13 protein-coding genes are annotated in these 16,030 nt (G+C 74.5%); 5 read left to right on the top strand and 8 right to left on the bottom strand.

Features of this window, described 5'->3' with window-relative positions; all coding sequences use genetic code 11:
• Positions 1–133: 133 nt before the first annotated feature.
• Both OG904_RS28715 and tdh read right to left on the bottom strand, forming a co-directional pair.
• Entirely contained in the window at positions 134–1,342 is a 1,209-nt protein-coding gene (locus OG904_RS28715) for a glycine C-acetyltransferase (RefSeq protein ID WP_405495858.1), read from the bottom strand.
• A 117-nt stretch (positions 1,343–1,459) separates the two neighbouring features.
• The gene (tdh, locus tag OG904_RS28710; protein ID WP_405495856.1) at positions 1,460–2,491 is read right to left on the bottom strand and encodes an L-threonine 3-dehydrogenase; all 1,032 of its coding nucleotides are present in this window, start codon (positions 2,489–2,491) and stop codon (positions 1,460–1,462) included.
• A 207-nt stretch (positions 2,492–2,698) separates the two neighbouring features.
• Here tdh and OG904_RS28705 point away from each other — a divergent pair, with 207 nt between their 5' ends.
• Complete coding sequence (locus OG904_RS28705; protein WP_405495854.1) at positions 2,699–3,616, top strand: alpha/beta hydrolase fold domain-containing protein; 918 nt, start codon at positions 2,699–2,701, stop codon at positions 3,614–3,616.
• 84 nt (positions 3,617–3,700) lie between these two features.
• Here OG904_RS28705 and OG904_RS28700 read toward each other — a convergent pair whose 3' ends face one another.
• The 5 genes from OG904_RS28700 to OG904_RS28680 form a co-directional block, all read right to left on the bottom strand.
• The gene (locus OG904_RS28700; RefSeq protein ID WP_405495852.1) at positions 3,701–4,414 is read right to left on the bottom strand and encodes a class I SAM-dependent methyltransferase; all 714 of its coding nucleotides are present in this window, start codon (positions 4,412–4,414) and stop codon (positions 3,701–3,703) included.
• A gap of 136 nt (positions 4,415–4,550) precedes the next feature.
• Positions 4,551–4,874, bottom strand: a complete 324-nt coding sequence (locus OG904_RS28695; RefSeq protein WP_405495850.1) for a hypothetical protein — start codon at positions 4,872–4,874, stop codon at positions 4,551–4,553.
• Complete coding sequence (gene feoB, locus OG904_RS28690; RefSeq protein WP_405495848.1) at positions 4,871–6,994, bottom strand: ferrous iron transport protein B; 2,124 nt, start codon at positions 6,992–6,994, stop codon at positions 4,871–4,873. The genes OG904_RS28695 and feoB overlap by 4 nt, the downstream gene beginning before the upstream one ends.
• Positions 6,991–7,218: a ferrous iron transport protein A gene (locus OG904_RS28685; RefSeq protein ID WP_405495846.1), complete on the bottom strand. Its 228-nt coding sequence runs from the start codon at positions 7,216–7,218 to the stop codon at positions 6,991–6,993. The genes feoB and OG904_RS28685 overlap by 4 nt, the downstream gene beginning before the upstream one ends.
• Before the next feature lie 235 nt (positions 7,219–7,453).
• Positions 7,454–8,377 carry a LysR family transcriptional regulator gene (locus OG904_RS28680; protein ID WP_405495844.1) on the bottom strand — a complete coding sequence of 308 codons (924 nt, stop codon included), beginning with the start codon at positions 8,375–8,377 and terminating at the stop codon, positions 7,454–7,456.
• 218 nt (positions 8,378–8,595) lie between these two features.
• On the opposite strand from OG904_RS28680, the gene OG904_RS28675 reads away from it, so the two are divergent.
• The gene (locus OG904_RS28675) at positions 8,596–10,011 is read left to right on the top strand and encodes an MFS transporter (RefSeq protein WP_405498333.1); all 1,416 of its coding nucleotides are present in this window, start codon (positions 8,596–8,598) and stop codon (positions 10,009–10,011) included.
• A gap of 4 nt (positions 10,012–10,015) precedes the next feature.
• Positions 10,016–12,295, top strand: coding sequence for a SpoIIE family protein phosphatase (locus OG904_RS28670; RefSeq protein ID WP_405495842.1), 2,280 nt, complete (start codon positions 10,016–10,018; stop codon positions 12,293–12,295).
• Positions 12,296–12,347: 52 nt separating this feature from the next.
• On the opposite strand, the gene OG904_RS28665 is transcribed toward OG904_RS28670, so the two are convergent.
• Positions 12,348–13,466, bottom strand: a complete 1,119-nt coding sequence (locus OG904_RS28665; protein ID WP_405495840.1) for a glycerol dehydrogenase — start codon at positions 13,464–13,466, stop codon at positions 12,348–12,350.
• A gap of 302 nt (positions 13,467–13,768) precedes the next feature.
• Here OG904_RS28665 and dhaK point away from each other — a divergent pair, with 302 nt between their 5' ends.
• Positions 13,769–14,776, top strand: coding sequence for a dihydroxyacetone kinase subunit DhaK (dhaK, locus tag OG904_RS28660; protein WP_405495838.1), 1,008 nt, complete (start codon positions 13,769–13,771; stop codon positions 14,774–14,776).
• Positions 14,777–14,853: 77 nt separating this feature from the next.
• Entirely contained in the window at positions 14,854–16,008 is a 1,155-nt protein-coding gene (gene dhaL / locus OG904_RS28655) for a dihydroxyacetone kinase subunit DhaL (RefSeq protein ID WP_405495836.1), read from the top strand.
• The last annotated feature ends 22 nt before the right edge of the window (positions 16,009–16,030 follow it).

The raw sequence follows: 16,030 nt of genomic DNA, 5'->3' as shown, positions 1-16,030 counted from the left end.
GGCAACCATCACCCAGCGCACACCCCCCAGGCACAGCCCGCCCGCCCCGTAGCCCGCGCGGGCCCGGGCCGGGAAGTGCTGACCCCGCCCGGGTGCGTGGACCGGGCGGGGTGGGCGGGGGTTCGGGCCGAGGTCAGGCCTTGGCGGCCGTCAGGGCCGCGCGGGCGTCCGTGAAGGCCGCCACCGCGCGCTCCACGTCGGCCGTCGAGTGGGCGGCCGAGAGCTGCACGCGGATCCGCGCCGCGCCCATCGGCACCACCGGGTAGGAGAAGCCGATCACGTAGACCCCGCGCTCCAGCAGGAGCTCCGCCATCTTGGCGGCCTCCGCCGCGTCGCCGATCATCACCGGGGCGATGGCGTGGTCTCCGGGCAGGATCTCGAAGCCGGCCTCGGTCATCTTCGTACGGAAGAGCGAGGTGTTCGCGGCGAGCTGCTCCCGCAGGTCACCCGCCGACTCCAGCAGGTCGAGGACCTTCAGGGAGGCGGCCGCGATGACCGGGGCGAGGGAGTTGGAGAAGAGGTACGGACGCGAGCGCTGGCGCAGCAGCTCGACGATCTCGGCGCGCGCGGCGACGTAGCCGCCGGAGGCTCCGCCCAGCGCCTTGCCGAGGGTGCCGGTGATGATGTCCACCCGGTCCATCACCCCGTGCAGTTCGGGGGTGCCGCGGCCGCCGGGGCCGACGAAGCCGACGGCGTGCGAGTCGTCGACCATGACCATGGCGTCGTAGCGGTCCGCGAGGTCGCAGATCTCCGCGAGCGGGGCGACGTAGCCGTCCATGGAGAACACGCCGTCGGTGACGATGAGCTTGCGGCGGGCACCGCCCTCGGCGGCCTCCTTGAGCCGGGTCTCGAGCTCCGCCATGTCGCGGTTGGCGTAGCGGAACCGGCGGGCCTTGGACAGGCGGATGCCGTCGATGATCGAGGCGTGGTTGAGGGCGTCGGAGATGACCGCGTCCTCGGGGCCGAGGATGGTCTCGAAGACTCCGCCGTTGGCGTCGAAGCAGGAGGAGTAGAGGATCGTGTCCTCTTGGCCGAGGAAGGCGGAGAGCCGCGCCTCCAGCTCCTTGTGCACCTCCTGCGTACCGCAGATGAACCGTACGGAGGCCATTCCGTAGCCCCAGCGGTCCAGGGCCTCCTTCGCGGCGGTGACGACCTCGGGGTGGTCCGCGAGACCGAGGTAGTTGTTGGCGCAGAAGTTCAGGACCTCACCTGCGGCGCCGCCCGAGGTCACGGCGACGGCGGCGTTCTGCGGGGTGCCGATGACGCGCTCCGGCTTGTGCAGGCCTGCGGCGCGGATCTCGTCGAGGGTGGTGCGGAGGTCATCGCGGACGGTCTCGAACATGTGCGGTGCTCTCTTTCTGCTGGTGCGGCGGAAGGAGGAGGGGCCGGGCCCCGCGGAGGGGGGAGGGTGATGCGGGGCCCGGCCGGAGGGAAATGGTCTGTGGGGCCGCGGGCGCCGTTACGCCTGCGACCAGTCCAGGATGATCTTGCCGCTGCGGGCGGTCGCCGCCTCGTCGAACGCGGCCTCGAAGTCCCCGTAGGCGTACCGGCCGGTGATGACGGGGCTGAGGTCGAGCCCGCCCTCCAGCAGCACGGTCATCGCGTACCAGGTCTCGAACATCTCGCGGCCGTAGATGCCCTTGATCGTGATCATCGAGGTGACGACCTTGGCCCAGTCGACCGCGAAGTCCTGCGCCGGCAGGCCCAGCATCGCGATCCGGCCGCCGTGCGTCATGTTGTCGATCATGTCGCGCATGGCCTCGCCGCGGCCGGACATCTCCAGGCCGACGTCGAAGCCCTCGCGCAGGCCCAGCTGCGCCTGCGCGTCGGCGATCGTCGCCTTCGAGACGTCCAGGGCGAGCGTGGCGCCCGCCTTGCGGGCGATCTCCAGACGCTCCGGGCTGACGTCGGTGATGACCACGTTGCGCGCTCCCGCGTGCCGGGCCACGGCCGCCGCCATGATCCCGATCGGGCCCGCGCCGGTGATCAGCACGTCCTCGCCGACCAGCGGGAAGGAGAGCGCGGTGTGCACGGCGTTGCCGAACGGGTCGAAGATCGCCGCGACGTCGAGGTCGACCTTGGTCCGGTGCACCCACACGTTCTGCGCGGGCAGCACCACGTACTCGGCGAACGCGCCGTCGCGTCCGACCCCGAGGCCGATCGTGCTGCGGCACAGGTGGCGGCGGCCGGCCAGGCAGTTGCGGCACGTTCCGCAGACCAGGTGGCCCTCGCCGCTGACCAGCGCGCCGACCTCGATGCCGGTGACGCCCGCGCCGAGCGCGGCCACCTCTCCGACGAACTCGTGGCCGAGCACGAGCGGGGTCTTGACGGCGCCCTGCGCCCAGCCGTCCCAGGAGCGGATGTGCAGGTCCGTTCCGCAGATGCCGGTGCGCAGCACCTTGATCAGCACGTCGCCGGGGCCGTACTCGGGCTCGGGAACGTCCATCAGCCACAGCCCGGGCTCGGCCTTGTGCTTGACGAGTGCCTTCATGGGGGTGGCTCCAGGCATGCGGAAGGGAGGGCTACGGGGCGCGGGGGCCCGGCAGCGTTCGGACGGTCACCAATCTGCCGACCTGCGGGTGATCAGTCCATCGAGGATTTCTTAAGCGGGTCCACAGCCCAGCTTCACGCCTATGCTCCTGGGGTGACGGGCAGGGGCCGGGGAGTGGGCCGGGGCGGGAATGGGGAGGTGAGGGGCGTGCCGAGTCTGCGCAGCAGGGCGCTTTCGGTCGCGCTGATCGCGGCGGGACGGCGAAGACGGTTCGGCAGCGCGGAGGCGGTCCGCACCCGGGTGGCCGAGTCGGCCCGGCGGCCCGCGTCCCATCTGCCGCCGCGCTCGCTCGGCCGGGTCGCGGAGGTCTCCCGGACCTTCGTCGGGGCCTGGCCGGTGTACGACGTCTCGCCGCTCGGAGCCGAGCCGGCCGCGCGGGTGCTGTACGTGCACGGCGGCGGGTACATCAACGAACTGGTCCGGCCCCACTGGGCGCTGATCCGGACCCTGGTCACGCAGGCGCACGCCCGGGTCGTCGTACCGGCGTACATCCTCGCCCCGCGCGGAACCGCGGACCGGACCGTCCCGGTCGCCGCCGACCTGCTCAGCGGGCTGATCGCGAGCGGTGGGGACGGCGACGGCGGCACGGTGCTCATCGGGGATTCCGCGGGCGCCGGGCTGGCGCTGGCGGCGGCCCAGCGGCTGCGCGAGCGCACCGGGGCGCAGCCCTCCCGGATCGTGCTGATCTCCCCCTGGCTGGACGTGTCCATGAGCCATCCCGACCAGGAGGCCATCGAGGCGGGCGACCCGATGCTGGCCCGCCCCGGGCTGCGGGAGGCCGGGCGGCTGTACGCGGGCAACCTGACGGCCGACGACCCCCGGGTGAGCCCGCTGTACGGGTCGTTCGCGGGGCTGGCCCCGATGACGGTGTTCACGGGCACCCGGGACGTCCTGACGACGGACAGCCGCGAGCTCCTGAACCGGGCGCGGGCGGCCGGCGCCGAGGTGGAGTTCCACGAGGAGCCGGGGCTGCCGCACGTGTATCCGCTGCTGCCCCTCCCGGAGGGCAGGGCGGCCCGCGACCGGATCGTGGAGCTGGTCCGCGCGGCGGCGTCGGAGGCCTGAGCCGCCCGAAGCCGGGCGGCCGGGGGCACGCGGACCGACCGGACCGCCACCGCCGGGGCGCGCGGGCCCGCCCGGTCGGTGCCGTCAGGCCATGCAGTTCATCAGGGAGCCGACGGGGGCCGTGCGGTAGCGGGCCCAGTACGTCTCGTCCCGGACCGCGCAGGCCGGCGGGGTCCGGGTCGGCTGCCAGGTGACGGTGGCGAAGCCCGCGTCGGCGGCGGCCTCGGCGAAGTCGGCGTGGGCCCATTCGCGGCACTCGAAGGGGATCGGCGGGTCGGTCTCAAGCCGGGCCCGCAGCAGGGGTGCGTCGCCGCCCGGAGCCCGCTCGACGACGCTGATCCCGTACGGCTCCCAGTCCGCGTACGGGAAGGCGCCGGGGTTCGGCACGATGGCCAGGAGCCGCCCGCCGGGGCGCAGGTTGGCGCGTACCGCCCGGAACATGGCGTGCAGGGCCGTCCGGTCGTGGGCCTGGTTGAACAGGTACACGGCGGTGGCCAGGTCGAACGGGCCCAGCGCGGGCAGGCCGACCGTGTCCGCGACGACGTACTCGACCCCGTGCCCGGGCTCTCCCCCGCTCTCCCGGGCCCGGCGGATGCGTTCGGGGCAGCTGTCGACGCCGACCGTCCGGCGGGCTCCGCCGCTCGCCAGCATCCGGGTGGTGGTGCCGTGTCCGCAGGCCACGTCGAGGGTGTCGAGGCCGCGGACCCCGCCGAGGGCGTCCAGCGCCGTGCGCAGGGTGAAGGCGTCGGCGACCGAGAAGGCCGGCGGGGGCGTTGACGTGTCGTACTGCTGTCGCATGTGCGCAAGCCTGCCCGTACGGCGCCGCCCGGGGACGGTCCCGGCGCCGGACCTCCCCCGGACGGGGGAGGCGTTCGGGTCAGTCCGTACGGCGTACGGGGCGTTCGGGGCGTACGCGACCGGGTGGCCCGGGGCCTCAGGGGCGCGCGGGATCCGCCGGGCGTACGGGGCTCAGCCCCACCAGCACCGGCCGTGCGGACGCATAGCCGGCGGGGCAGGTGGTGCAGGAGCGCGAGGCGAAGAAGCAGCCCGAGCAGTCGGGGGCGCCGATCTCCTCGCGGGTCAGGCGTCCCTTGCGGACCCAGTACGCGGCGAGGTCGGCCGCCTCGGCCCGGCCGATGCCCAGCCGGTCGGCGATCTGTGCGAGCCCCTCGCCGGGGGCGGCCTCCTCGAAGGCGTGCAGCAGCCTGCGCAACGGGCCGGGCTCGTTCGCCGCGGCACCGCGGAGCGTCCCGCTCACCACACCAGCCTCGCGATCTGGAAGACGCCCGTGGCCAGCAGCCAGGCCGCCGCCAGTTGGATGCCGAAGCCGATGACGGTCAGCCGGGTGCCGATCGCCGCCCGTTGCGCGGCCAGGGCGGCCATGCACGGGGTGTAGGCGAGGACGAACACCAGGAAGGCCAGTGCCGCGGCCTCCTGGTGGCCGCCGGAGGATTCCCCGAAGGTGGCGTGCAGGCTCGAGGTGAGCTTCGGGTCGCCGTCCTCCCCGGCCGAGTAGGTCTGGGCGAGGGTGGAGACCACTCCCTCCTTGGCGATCAGCCCGGTGCCGAGCGCGGCCGTGGCGTGCCAGTCGCCGAAGCCGGCCGGGGCCACGAGGGGCGCGGTCGCGCGGGTCACCGTACCGAAGACGCTCTGTTCGACGTCGACCTCGCCGAACCCGCCGTGGCCGGCGCCGGCCGGGAGGGCCATCAGCAGCCAGACCGCCGCCGCGGTGGCCACGATGATGCCGCCGGCGGTGCGCAGGAACGCGGAGAGCTTCTGCCAGACCTGTGCGCCGGTGACGCGCAGGGTGGGCAGCCGGTACGGGGGCAGCTCCAGGACGAGCGGTTCCTCCTTCATGTCCTTGAAGAGCAGGGGCCGCAGGATCAGGCCCATGAGGACCACCAGCAGCACGGAGGCGACGTAGAGGAAGAAGACGACGGTGCCGGAGTTCGAGCCGAAGAAGACGCCCGCGATCATCACGTAGACGGCGAGGCGTGCGGTGCAGCTCATGTACGGGATGAGCAGGCCGACCAGCAGCCGGTGTGAGCGGCGGTTGAGGATCCGGGTGCCGGCGAAGGCGGGCACGTTGCAGCCGAAGCCGACGACGAGCGGCAGGAAGGCCCGGCCGGGCAGCCGCAGGGTGCGCATCAGGCGGTCGGCGACGAAGGCGGCTCGGGCGAAGTAGCCGGAGTCCTCCAGCAGCGCCAGCAGCAGGAACATGATGATCATCAACGGGACGAAGGTGAGCAGCTGTCCCACCCCGTTGATCAGGCCGTCGACCAGCAGGCCGGTCAGCCAGCCGGGTGCGTGGACGGCTTCCAGGAGCCGGTCGGCCCCGCTGCTGACGGGTCCGGAGACGAAGTCGCCGAGGCCGTCCTGGAGGGGTTTGGCCAGGACGGTGGTGGCCTGGAAGACGCCCCACATCACGGCGAGGAAGAACGGGATGCCGAAGACGCGGGACAGCAGCAGCCGGTCCACCCGGTCGGTGAGGGTGGGCCGGGCTCCCGCCGGACGGGGCGCCGCGCGTTCGATGACGCCGTGCGCCCAGGCGTAGCGGGCCTCGGCGACGAGGAGTTCGGCGTCGGTGTCCGCGTCCCCGGCCGCCGCGGCGAGCCGGTCGGCGGCCGCCCGAGCCCCCTCGGCCAGAGCGGGAGGGCACTGGAGCGGCTCCTGCGCGCAGAGCAGGCTGACGGCCAGCCACCGCGCGGGGTGCGCGCTCTGCGCCCGGGCCTGCTCCACGAGGGCGGCCAGCTCTCCGGCCACCGGCGACCCGGCCGCCCAGCCGGTGGCCCGCACCAGCGGCGTCCGCTCCGTGTCCAGCAGGTCGCAGACGGCGTCGGCGAGCAGGTCCAGGCCGGTCCCGCCGCGCCCCTCCACGGGTACGACGGGCAGCGCGAGCTCGCGGGCCAGCGCGTCCGGGTCGGGGGCCGCGCCGCGCCGGGCGGCGACGTCGGTCATGGTGAGGGCGACCACGACGGGGATGTCGGTGTCGAGGAGCTGCGAGAGCAGGTACAGGTTGCGGGCCGGGTTGGCCGCGTCGAGGGCGAAGACCACCGCGTCGGGCCGCTCCCCCTGCGGCGCGGTCAGCACGTCGCACACCAGCGCCTCGTCCGGGGAGTCGGGCAGCAGGCTGTAGGAGCCGGGCAGGTCGGCGACGCGCAGGCGGCGGCCGGCGGGCGTGCGCCAGTCGCCCTGGGCGACGGAGACGGTCTTGCCCGGCCAGTTGCCGACGCGCTGGTGGGCGCCGGTGAGGGCGTTGAAGAGGGTCGACTTGCCGACATTGGGGTTGCCGACGAGGGCCACGAACGGCGCGGTGGTCCCCCGCTCCAGCAGCGCCGTCGCCGCCGTCGCCGCGCCCTCGGTGCCGTGACAGCTCATCGGCCCCACCTCAGCCGGCCGGCGGTACGGGAGTCCAGCGCGACCCGGGCGTCGCCGAGCCCGACGAGCAGGCCCCCGGTGGCGCCCCTGGCGATCACGGTGACATCGGCGCCCGGCACGAAGCCGAACTCCAGGAGCCGGCGCCGGCTTCCGCCGGCCTGACCGGGGTCGATCCCCGTGATGCGTACGGTCGTCCCGGGACGGCTGTCGTTGAGCGACGGCACCGGACCTCCTTCTTCGACTCCACTTGGGCCGTCTCTTTCGGATCTTGTCGGCCCGGCAAGATCCGAAAGAGACGGCTTAGGCAAACCTAAGCAATCGGAGGCGGTCTGCCATCCGGGCAAAGTCCCTGATCCACAGGGCCTTTCAGCCCCCTGGTCCCGGCCCGCCCTCGGCCGTTCGGCCGATTCCGGACCGGGCGTCGGGGGTTCCGCCGCCGCCCCGGTGCGCAGTCGGCCCCTACCCCTGCGCCCCCGCCGGCATCAGCGCGCGGGCGCAGTCGCGCAGCCAGGCGTGCGCGGGATCGGCGTCGTGGCGCGGGTGCCAGGCCATGCCGAAGGGCAGCGGCGGCAGTTCGAGGGGGATCTCGAAGACCTCCAGCCCCAACTGCTCGGCGAGCGGCGCGGCCTGGCCGGTGATCAGGCCCACGAGGTCGGTCTCGCGGAGCACGAAGAGGGACGTCGGGAAGGTGCCGACGCTTCCCACCACCCGCCGGGTGAGCCCCAGTCCGGCGAGTGCGGTGTCCACCGGGCCCTCGAGCCGGCCGCGTCGGGAGGCGATCAGATGCTGGGCGGCGGCGAACCGGCGCGCGGTGAGCCGCCCGCGCAGCAGCGGGTGCCCGGAGCGTGCGACGGCCATCATGTGCTCGTCGGCGAGGTGTTCGGTCCGCACCTCCGGCGAACGCGCGTCGATCATGCCGAGTTCCAGGTCGGCCACGCCCTCGCGCAGCGCGGGCACGTCGATGTGGCTCTCCGCCAGGAAGCGCAGCCGCACCCCCGGCGCCTCCAGGGCGACCCTGCCGAAGAGGGCGGCGCCGCAGACGGCGGTGAAGGATTCGTTGGCCAGCACGGTGAAGGTGCGGGTCAGGGTCGACAGGTCCAGCCGGCCGCCGGCCAGGAAGAGCGCGCGGGCCCGTTCCACGACGGCCCTGACCTCGCCCTGGACGGCCAGGGCGTGCGGGGTGGGAACCATGGTGCGCCCGGCGCGGACCAGGACGGGATCGCCGAGCGCCTTGCGGATCCGGCCGAGGGTGCGGCTCATCGCGGGCTCGGACAGGTGCAGGCGGGCGGCGGCCCGGGACACGCTCGACTCCTCGAGGAGGACGTCCAGGGCGACGAGGAGGTTCAGATCGAGGCCGGAGGCGGCGGATTGCGTCACGCGCATGGATCCCTTGCATAACTTGCACTGGAAAGCAGGTCACGCCAACCCTACGGTGAGAGCACACCCCGACCGCCCACCGACTCCGAGGAGGAGCCGTGCTCCGCCGTGCCCTCAAGCGGGAACCGACCGCAGACCCCGATCCCACCGCCGGCCCCACGGCCGGTCCCGAACCCACGGCCGGCCCCGGCCCCACCGGTGCCCCCGCGCTCACCCGCGCCGCGCTGCTGGTGCTGTGCGCCTGCGTCCTGGTCGCCCAGGGCATGGTCGCGGCCGTCAACCTGCTGATCCCGCAGCTCGCCGCCTCCGGGCTGCACCCCACCTCCGGGCAACTGCTGTGGTCCGTCGACGCGTACGTCATCGTCTTCGCCGCGCTGCTGATCCCGGCCGGCGCCCTCGGTGACCGCTACGGCCGCAAGGGCGCCCTGCTGGCCGGGCTCGCCCTGTTCGCCGCGGGCGGGGCGCTCAGCGCGCTCGCCACCGGCCCGGCCGTGCTGATCGCCGGACGCGGGCTGTGCGGGGCCGGTGCGGCCCTGATCATGCCCGCCACGATGTCGGTCCTGGTCCACCTCTCCCCGCCGGAGCTGCGGGGCCGGGCACTGGCCACCTGGACGCTGGCCGCGGGCCTCGGGGGCCTGGCGGGCAACGTCGGCGGCGGTCTGGCCGGGGAGTTCCTGACCTGGCGGGCCCTGTTCTGGGGCGTGGTCCCGCTGGGCGCGCTGCTCGCGCTCGCGGTGGCCCGCACGGTACCCCGTACGCCCGCGCGCGCCGACGCCGCCGTCGACCCGGCGGGGGCGGCCCTGCTCGCGGGGGCACTCTTCGCAGTGGTCTACGCGATCATCGAGGGGCCCTCGTACGGCTGGGGATCGGTGCGCGTCCTGGGCGCCTTCGGCGCGGGCGCGGCGCTGCTGGCCGCCTTCACCGGCCACGCGCTGCGCGCCGCCCGCCCGCTGCTGGACCCGCGGATCTTCGCCTCGCGCAAGCTGCGCGCCGGGGCGCTCGGGATCGGCGCCGCCTTCTTCGGGCTGTTCTCCCTGTTCTTCGTCAACGCCCAGTACCTCCAGTACGCCAAGGGCTTCTCCCCCGCGCAGACGGGCTTCGCGATCGTTCCGCTGACCATCGGCATGGCGCTGGTGCCCCGGTTCGGGGCCCGGCTCCAGGAGCGCACCGGGCCGCGGCTGCCCGTCGGGGCCGGGCTCGGCCTGATCGGCGGTGGCCTGCTGCTGGTGTCCACCGCCGACGCGAGCACCCCGTACGCCCTCTACGCCCTCTACCTGCTGGTGCTGTCGGTCGGCACCGGGCTGTGCGCGCCCGCGCTGACGCTGACCGTGGTGGCCGAGCTGCCCGCGCACCAGGCGGGCCTGGGCTCGGGCCTGAACACCGCGGCCCGCGAGATCGGCGCGGCCCTCGGGGTGGCGGTGGTCGGCACGGTGCTGGCCTCCCGCTTCCACGGGGTGCCGCACGAGGCCGCGCAGGTCACGGCCTTCACCGACGCCATGGGGACGGCGCTGCGCACGGTGTCCGCGGTCCTGCTGATGGCGGCGGTCGCGGTGGTGGCGGGCTACCGGGACCGCGCCCCGGCCGGTACGGTCCGGCAGCCGGACGGGGCGTGCGCGGACACCTCCCCGGGGGCATCCTGAAGGGGTGACGGCGAGACCGGAGACCGGCGGCCCCGTCACCGACGCCACGGCCCGGGTGCTCGCGCGGGCCGCTCTCGATGCCGTGGGGGCCGCCGGCGGGTACGCGGGCGGGGTCTACCTGCGCTCCGGCACCGAGGGGCTGCTGCGGATGGCGGCCCTGACCGGGATCCCCGGGCCGCTGTTCCGCCCCTGGTGGCGGATGCACATGAACCGCCCGTACCCCGTGGCCGAGGCGTACCGCTCAGGGCAGTCGGTGCACCTTCCCGACGCGGAATCGGCGATGCGGCGCTTCCCCCAGCTGATGGCCGGACTGCCCTTCCCCTTCGGCTCGCTCTACGAGCCGGTGGCCCGCGGCCGCGAGCGCTACGGCGTCCTGGTGGTCCTGCGCCCGGCGACCCCCGGGGTCCCGGTCGGTGCCGGTGACCGCAGGCGGCTGCGCTCGGTGGCGGACCGGCTGGCCGGGGAGCTGTCCGCGCTGGCCGCGGGCGGGACGCCGGTGACGTGGGAGGACGACCCCGTGTGCGTGCCCGGGCCCAGATCCGGATCCGGGCCCGGGTCCGGGTCCGGATCCGCGCGCGGGCCCGCGTCCGGATCCGCGTCCGATTCCGCGTCCGGATCCGATCCGTCGGGCGGCGCCCGCGCGGCCGTGGACCGGCTGGACCTGGCCGTGCTGTCCGTGGACCGGCAGGGCCTGATCGGGTTCGCCAACTCCGCCGCCCGTTCCGCCGCCGGGACCCTGCTCGGCTCCGGGGGCCGGGAACTGGGCGGGCGGATGCTGTGGGACGCCCTGCCCTGGCTCGGGCACTCCGCCTACGAGGACCACTTCCGGGCCGTGTTCCTGTCCCCCGCCCCGGTGCACTTCCGGGCCTCCCGGCGCAGGCCGCACCTGCCGCCGCAGTGGCTGTCGGTGGGGCTGCACCCCGGAGCCGACGGGGTCACCGTCACCATCGCCGCGGCCGAACCGCCCGCGTACGCACCCGAGTCGGTGGTGCGGCCCGGCGCGGGGCTCGGCTCCCCGGGCCACGGCTCCGCCGCCCTCGGCTCGCCCGCCGACCGGGCCTCGGCGCTGTACCGGCCGGTGGCCCTGGCGATCGCGCTGAGCGAGGCGGTGACAGCGCGGCAGGTGTCGGCGGTGGTCACCGAGGAGCTGCTCCCGGCCTTCGGCGGACGCCAGTTGGCGATCTACCTGCTCGGCGAGGGCCACCTCCACCTGGCCTGGGAGACCGGCTTCCCGAACGGGTTCCTCGACCGGTTCGACGGGGTCGCGCTGGACGTCCGGCTGCCGGGCGTGGAGACCCTCACCTCGGGCCGGCCGCTGTTCTTCGAGTCGATGCAGCACCTGGCGGCCGCCTATCCGGGGATCCCGCTGGACTCCCACGTCGGGGCCCGCGCCTTCCTGCCGCTGATCGCCTCCGGCCGGCCGGTCGGCTCGTGCATCCTCGGCTTCGACGCTCCGCGCGGGTTCGGCCCGGAGGAGCGTACGGCGCTCACCGCGCTGGCCGGGCTCATCGCACAGGCCCTGGAACGGGCGCGGCGCTACGACACGGAGGCGGCGCTGGCCCGCGGCCTGCAGTCGGCGCTGCTGCCGCACCGGCTGCCGGTGCGCGAACACGTGGCCACGGTCGGCCGGTACCTGGCCGGCACCGCCGGGATGGACGTCGGCGGCGACTGGTACGACGTCCTCGACGGGGGCGCCGGGCGGCTCGCGCTGGTGATCGGCGACGTCCAGGGCCACGGGGTGGCGGCCGCCGCCACCATGGGCCAACTGCGCAGCGCCGTACGGGCCTTCGTACTCAGCGACAATACGCCGGAGCAGGTGGTGCGCGGCACGAACCAACTGCTCATCGACCTCGACCCGGGCCAGTTCGCCAGTTGCTGCTACGTCCTGCTCGACCCGGCGACGGGCCTCGCCCTCGCCGTCCGCGCCGGGCACCCCCAGCCGCTGCTGCGGCATCCGGGCGGCCGGACCGAGGTGCTGGACCTGCCGGGCGGGGTGGTGCTCGGCATCGACGCCGGAGCCGACTATCCGGTCGCGCGCTTCACCGTCGAACCGGGAGCGGTGCTCGCCCTGTACACCGACGGACTGGTGGAGATCCCGGGCACGGACATCGACGAAGGGGTGGAGCGGCTCCGGGCCGCCCTGGCGGCCGCCCGCCCCACCCCGCTGACGGAGATGGCGGACCGGCTGGTCGGCGAGGCGGGCAGCTCCACCGACCGGCCGGACGACATCGCCCTCCTCCTGGCATCCCGGACGGCCGGGCCGGACGGGGCCGGGCAGCCTTAGGCCGTCTCTTTCGGATCTCACCCGGTTCACCGGGCACCCGCGGGCAGACCGGTCAGCAGTGCTTCCCGGCGGTCGCGCGGGCGTACGCGTCGCCCGCGATCAGGGCGTCCGCGACCATGTCCGGGGTCACCGGGAACGGCATGTTGTGCGTGGTCTCGCCCTCCGCGGTGGCCGCGCGCCCGATGGCGAGGAGCTCCTCGCGGTCCGGGTCGCCGAGGCCGATCTCGGCGAGGGTGGTGGGCAGGCCGACCGCCCGGCTGAAGCGCAGGCAGGTGTCCAGCTCATCGGTCGGGGCGCCCTCCAGGACCAGCTGGGCCAGGGTGCCGATGTTGACCTTCTCGCCGTGCATCATGCCGTGCACCTTGTGCGAGACGGTCAGGCCGTTGTGGATCCCGTGCGCGGCGGCGAGGCCGCAGGACTCGAAACCCAGTCCGGAGAGCAGGGTGTTGGCCTCCGTGACCTTCTCCAGCGCCGGGGTGACCACGTGCGCCTCGGCGGCCAGCCGGGCCTGGGGGCCGTACTCCATCAGCGTCTCCCAGCACAGCCGGGCGAGCGCGAGGGAGGCCTCGGTGGCGAGGCCCCCCGCCATGGCCACGCGGTTGGCGGCGACGCAGACCCGGGCCTCGTACCAGGTGGCGAGCGCGTCGCCCATGCCGGAGACGATGAATCGGCTCGGCGCACCCGCCACGAGCGCGGTGTCGACGAGGACGAGGTTGGGGTTGCGCTGGAAGAAGGAGTAGCGCTCGAAGGCACCCTCCTCGGTGTAGATCACGGCGAGCGCGCTGGTCGGCGCGTCGGTGGAGGCGACGGTGGGGGCGGACACGACGGCGATGTCGCCCAGTGCGTGGCCGACGGCCTTCGCGGTGTCGATGGAGGTGCCGCCGCCGATGCCGATGATGACGTCCGCGCCCGCCGCCCGGGCGGCCGCGGCGACCCGGTCGATCTCCTTCTGGGTGCAGAGCCCGCCGAAGACCTCCTTGGTCAGCTTGACCCCGGCGGCGGCGAGGGAGGCGGTGACCGCCGCGTCGACGAATCCCCAGACGCCCTTGTCCGCCAGGACGAGGGCGTTCGTCCCGAGGCGGGAGGTGTGCTCGCCCAGGTCGTTCATCGCTCCGGCGCCCTGCACGTACTTCGGCGGGCTGATCATCATGCGGGTACCGACGGTCTTCACGTGAATCCTCCTCATTGCGAATTCATTTCCGCTTGCTCATTCATCCCTATCACGGATTCCGGATAAGGCGGAAATATGCACGACCCCTTTGCGAACAGGCCCTTCCGCGGCCGGATCCGGGACCAAGGACCCGGCTCGATCCGAGGATCAACCCGAGTAAAGTTCCAGCCAAGTGCCCCGGTCGTGGCGGCGGATCGGCGACGGCGCCGGGTTAATACCGCGTCGTAATTCCAATTTCCGCTCCGGGCCGGAGTTCTGCGTCATCCGCGTTCCGCGTTGCATGTTTCAGGAAAGAGGCCCCCGTGAAGAAGCTCATCAATTCCCCCGAGAGCGTCGTCGCCGACGCCCTGCGCGGAATGGCCGCCGCCCACCCGGGGCTCCGCGTCGAGGCGGAGCAGGGCATCGTCACGCGGGCCGCCGGGGCGGCCGGGCAGCCGGCCGGCAAGGTCGCGGTGCTGTCGGGCGGCGGCAGCGGGCACGAGCCGCTGCACGCCGGGTTCGTGGGGCGCGGCATGCTGGCGGCCGCCGTGGCCGGCCCGGTGTTCACCTCCCCGGTGCCGGACAGCATCGCGCGCGCCACCTGCGCGGTCGACTCGGGCGCGGGCGTCCTGCACGTCGTGAAGAACTACACGGGCGACATCCTCAACTTCACGATGGCCGCGGAGGACTGCGAGGACGAGGGCGTCAAGGTGGAGCAGGTCGTCGTGGACGACGACGTGGCCGTGGCCCGGACGGCGAACGGCCCGGGCCGCCGCGGCACCGGCGCCACCCTGTTCGTGGAGAAGATCGCGGGCGCGCTCGCCGAGGAGGGCGCCCCGCTCGCCGAGGTCGCCGCGGTCGCCCGCAAGGTCAACGAGAACGCGCGCAGTTACGGCGTCGCCCTGACCTCCTGCACCACCCCCGCCAAGGGCGGCCCGAACTTCACCCTCGGCGAGGACGAGATCGAGCTGGGCATCGGCATCCACGGCGAGCCCGGTCGCGAGCGCCGCAAGCTCATGACCGCCGCCGCGACCGCGGAGGCGATGCTCGACGCCATCCTCGACGACCTCCCCGAGGCCTCCGGCGCGCCCGTCATCCTGCTCGTCAACGGCCTGGGCGGGACCCCGCCCGTGGAGCTGTACATCATGCGCGCCGAGGTCCAGCGGGTGCTCGACGAGCGCGGGATCACCGTGGCCCGGTCCCTCGTCGGCAACTACGTCACCAGCCTGGACATGGCCGGCTGCACCCTCACCCTGTGCCGCGCCGACGAAGAGCTGCTGCGCCTGTGGGACGCGCCGGTGGACACCCCGTCCCTGCGCTGGGGCTGCTGAGCCCGCACCCGGGCTCGCCGACCCCCCTCCCGCCCTTCCCCCCGACCTCGACGACACACCCCCAGGAGCGATCCCCCATGACCACCACGCCGGCCGCACCGACCACCCCGCCCGCGGCCACGCCCGTGCTGGACACCGCCTGCTTCCGCCGCTGGATCGCCGAGACCAACCGGCTCGTACGCCGGGACAGCGCGCGCCTCACCGAGCTGGACGCGGTCATCGGAGACGGGGACCACGGGGCCAATCTCGTACGGGGCTTCGGCGCCGTCGACGCGGCCGTCGCCGAGCAGCGGCCCGCCACTCCCGGGGCCCTGCTGACCCTGGCCGGCACCACCTTGACGAACACGGTGGGCGGCGCCTCCGGACCGCTGTTCGGCACCGCCCTGCGCCGCGCGGGCAAGGTGCTCGGCGACACCGGGGCGCCGAGCGCCCTGGAACTGGGCGCCGCGCTCGGCGCCGGGCTTCGGTCGGTGCAGAAGCTGGGCGGCGCCGAGATCGGCGACGCCACGCTGGTGGACGCGCTGGCTCCGGCCGTGGCGGCCCTGTCCGAAGCCGCCGGGGCGGACCGGCCGCTGCGCGAGGCCCTGGACGAGGCCGTCTCGGCGGCCCGAGCGGGCGCCGACGCCACCGAGGGCCTCGAAGCACGCAAGGGCCGGGCCAGTTACCTCGGCGAGCGCAGCGTCGGCCACCAGGACGCCGGGGCCAACTCCGTGGCCCTGCTGATGGAGGCGCTGCGCAGCGCGGTCGACGCCGCCGAGGCGGAACCGGCCCCCGCGGAGCCGGCCGCCGGCCCGTCCCCGGTGGAGCGGCCGGCGCCGAAGACCCGTACCGGCCGGGTCGGCGTGGTGCTGGTCTCGCACAGCAAGGCGGTCGCGGAGTCCGTGGCCGCGCTGTCGGGCGCGCTGCTCGGCTCGGTCGAGCCGGCTCCCCTCGCGGTGGCGGGCGGCACCCCGGACGGCGGGATCGGCACCAGCGCGGAGCTGATCACGGCTGCCGCCCGGTCGGTGGACGAGGGCCGGGGCGTGGCGGTGCTGTGCGACATGGGCAGCGCGGTGCTGACGGTGAAGTCCCTGCTCGGCGAGGAGCCCTCGCAACTGCCGGAAGGCGCCCGGATCGTGGACGCGCCGTTCCTGGAGGGCGCCGTGGCCATCACGCTGACTTCGGCGATCGGCGGTGACCTCGATGCGGTGCTGGCCGCCGCCGAGGACGCGCGCGCGTACCGCAAGCGCTGACCGGTCGGGCCGCGTCGACCGG

The sequence above is a fragment of the Streptomyces sp. NBC_00096 genome, from assembly GCF_045041305.1.
Lineage (GTDB): Bacteria > Actinomycetota > Actinomycetes > Streptomycetales > Streptomycetaceae > Streptomyces.
Note: the sequence above shows the minus strand (reverse complement) of the source record. Positions and strands in the feature narration are given on the sequence as shown.

Bases quoted from the DNA above. Each gene is read 5' to 3' on its own strand.
- OG904_RS28715 (WP_405495858.1), bottom strand. From the start codon at position 1,342: ATGTTCGAGACCGTCCGCGATGACCTCCGCACCACCCTCGACGAGATC.
- tdh (WP_405495856.1), bottom strand. From the start codon at position 2,491: ATGAAGGCACTCGTCAAGCACAAGGCCGAGCCCGGGCTGTGGCTGATG.
- OG904_RS28700 (WP_405495852.1), bottom strand. From the start codon at position 4,414: ATGCGACAGCAGTACGACACGTCAACGCCCCCGCCGGCCTTCTCGGTC.
- feoB (WP_405495848.1), bottom strand. From the start codon at position 6,994: ATGAGCTGTCACGGCACCGAGGGCGCGGCGACGGCGGCGACGGCGCTG.
- OG904_RS28680 (WP_405495844.1), bottom strand. From the start codon at position 8,377: ATGCGCGTGACGCAATCCGCCGCCTCCGGCCTCGATCTGAACCTCCTC.
- dhaL (WP_405495836.1), top strand. From the start codon at position 14,854: ATGACCACCACGCCGGCCGCACCGACCACCCCGCCCGCGGCCACGCCC.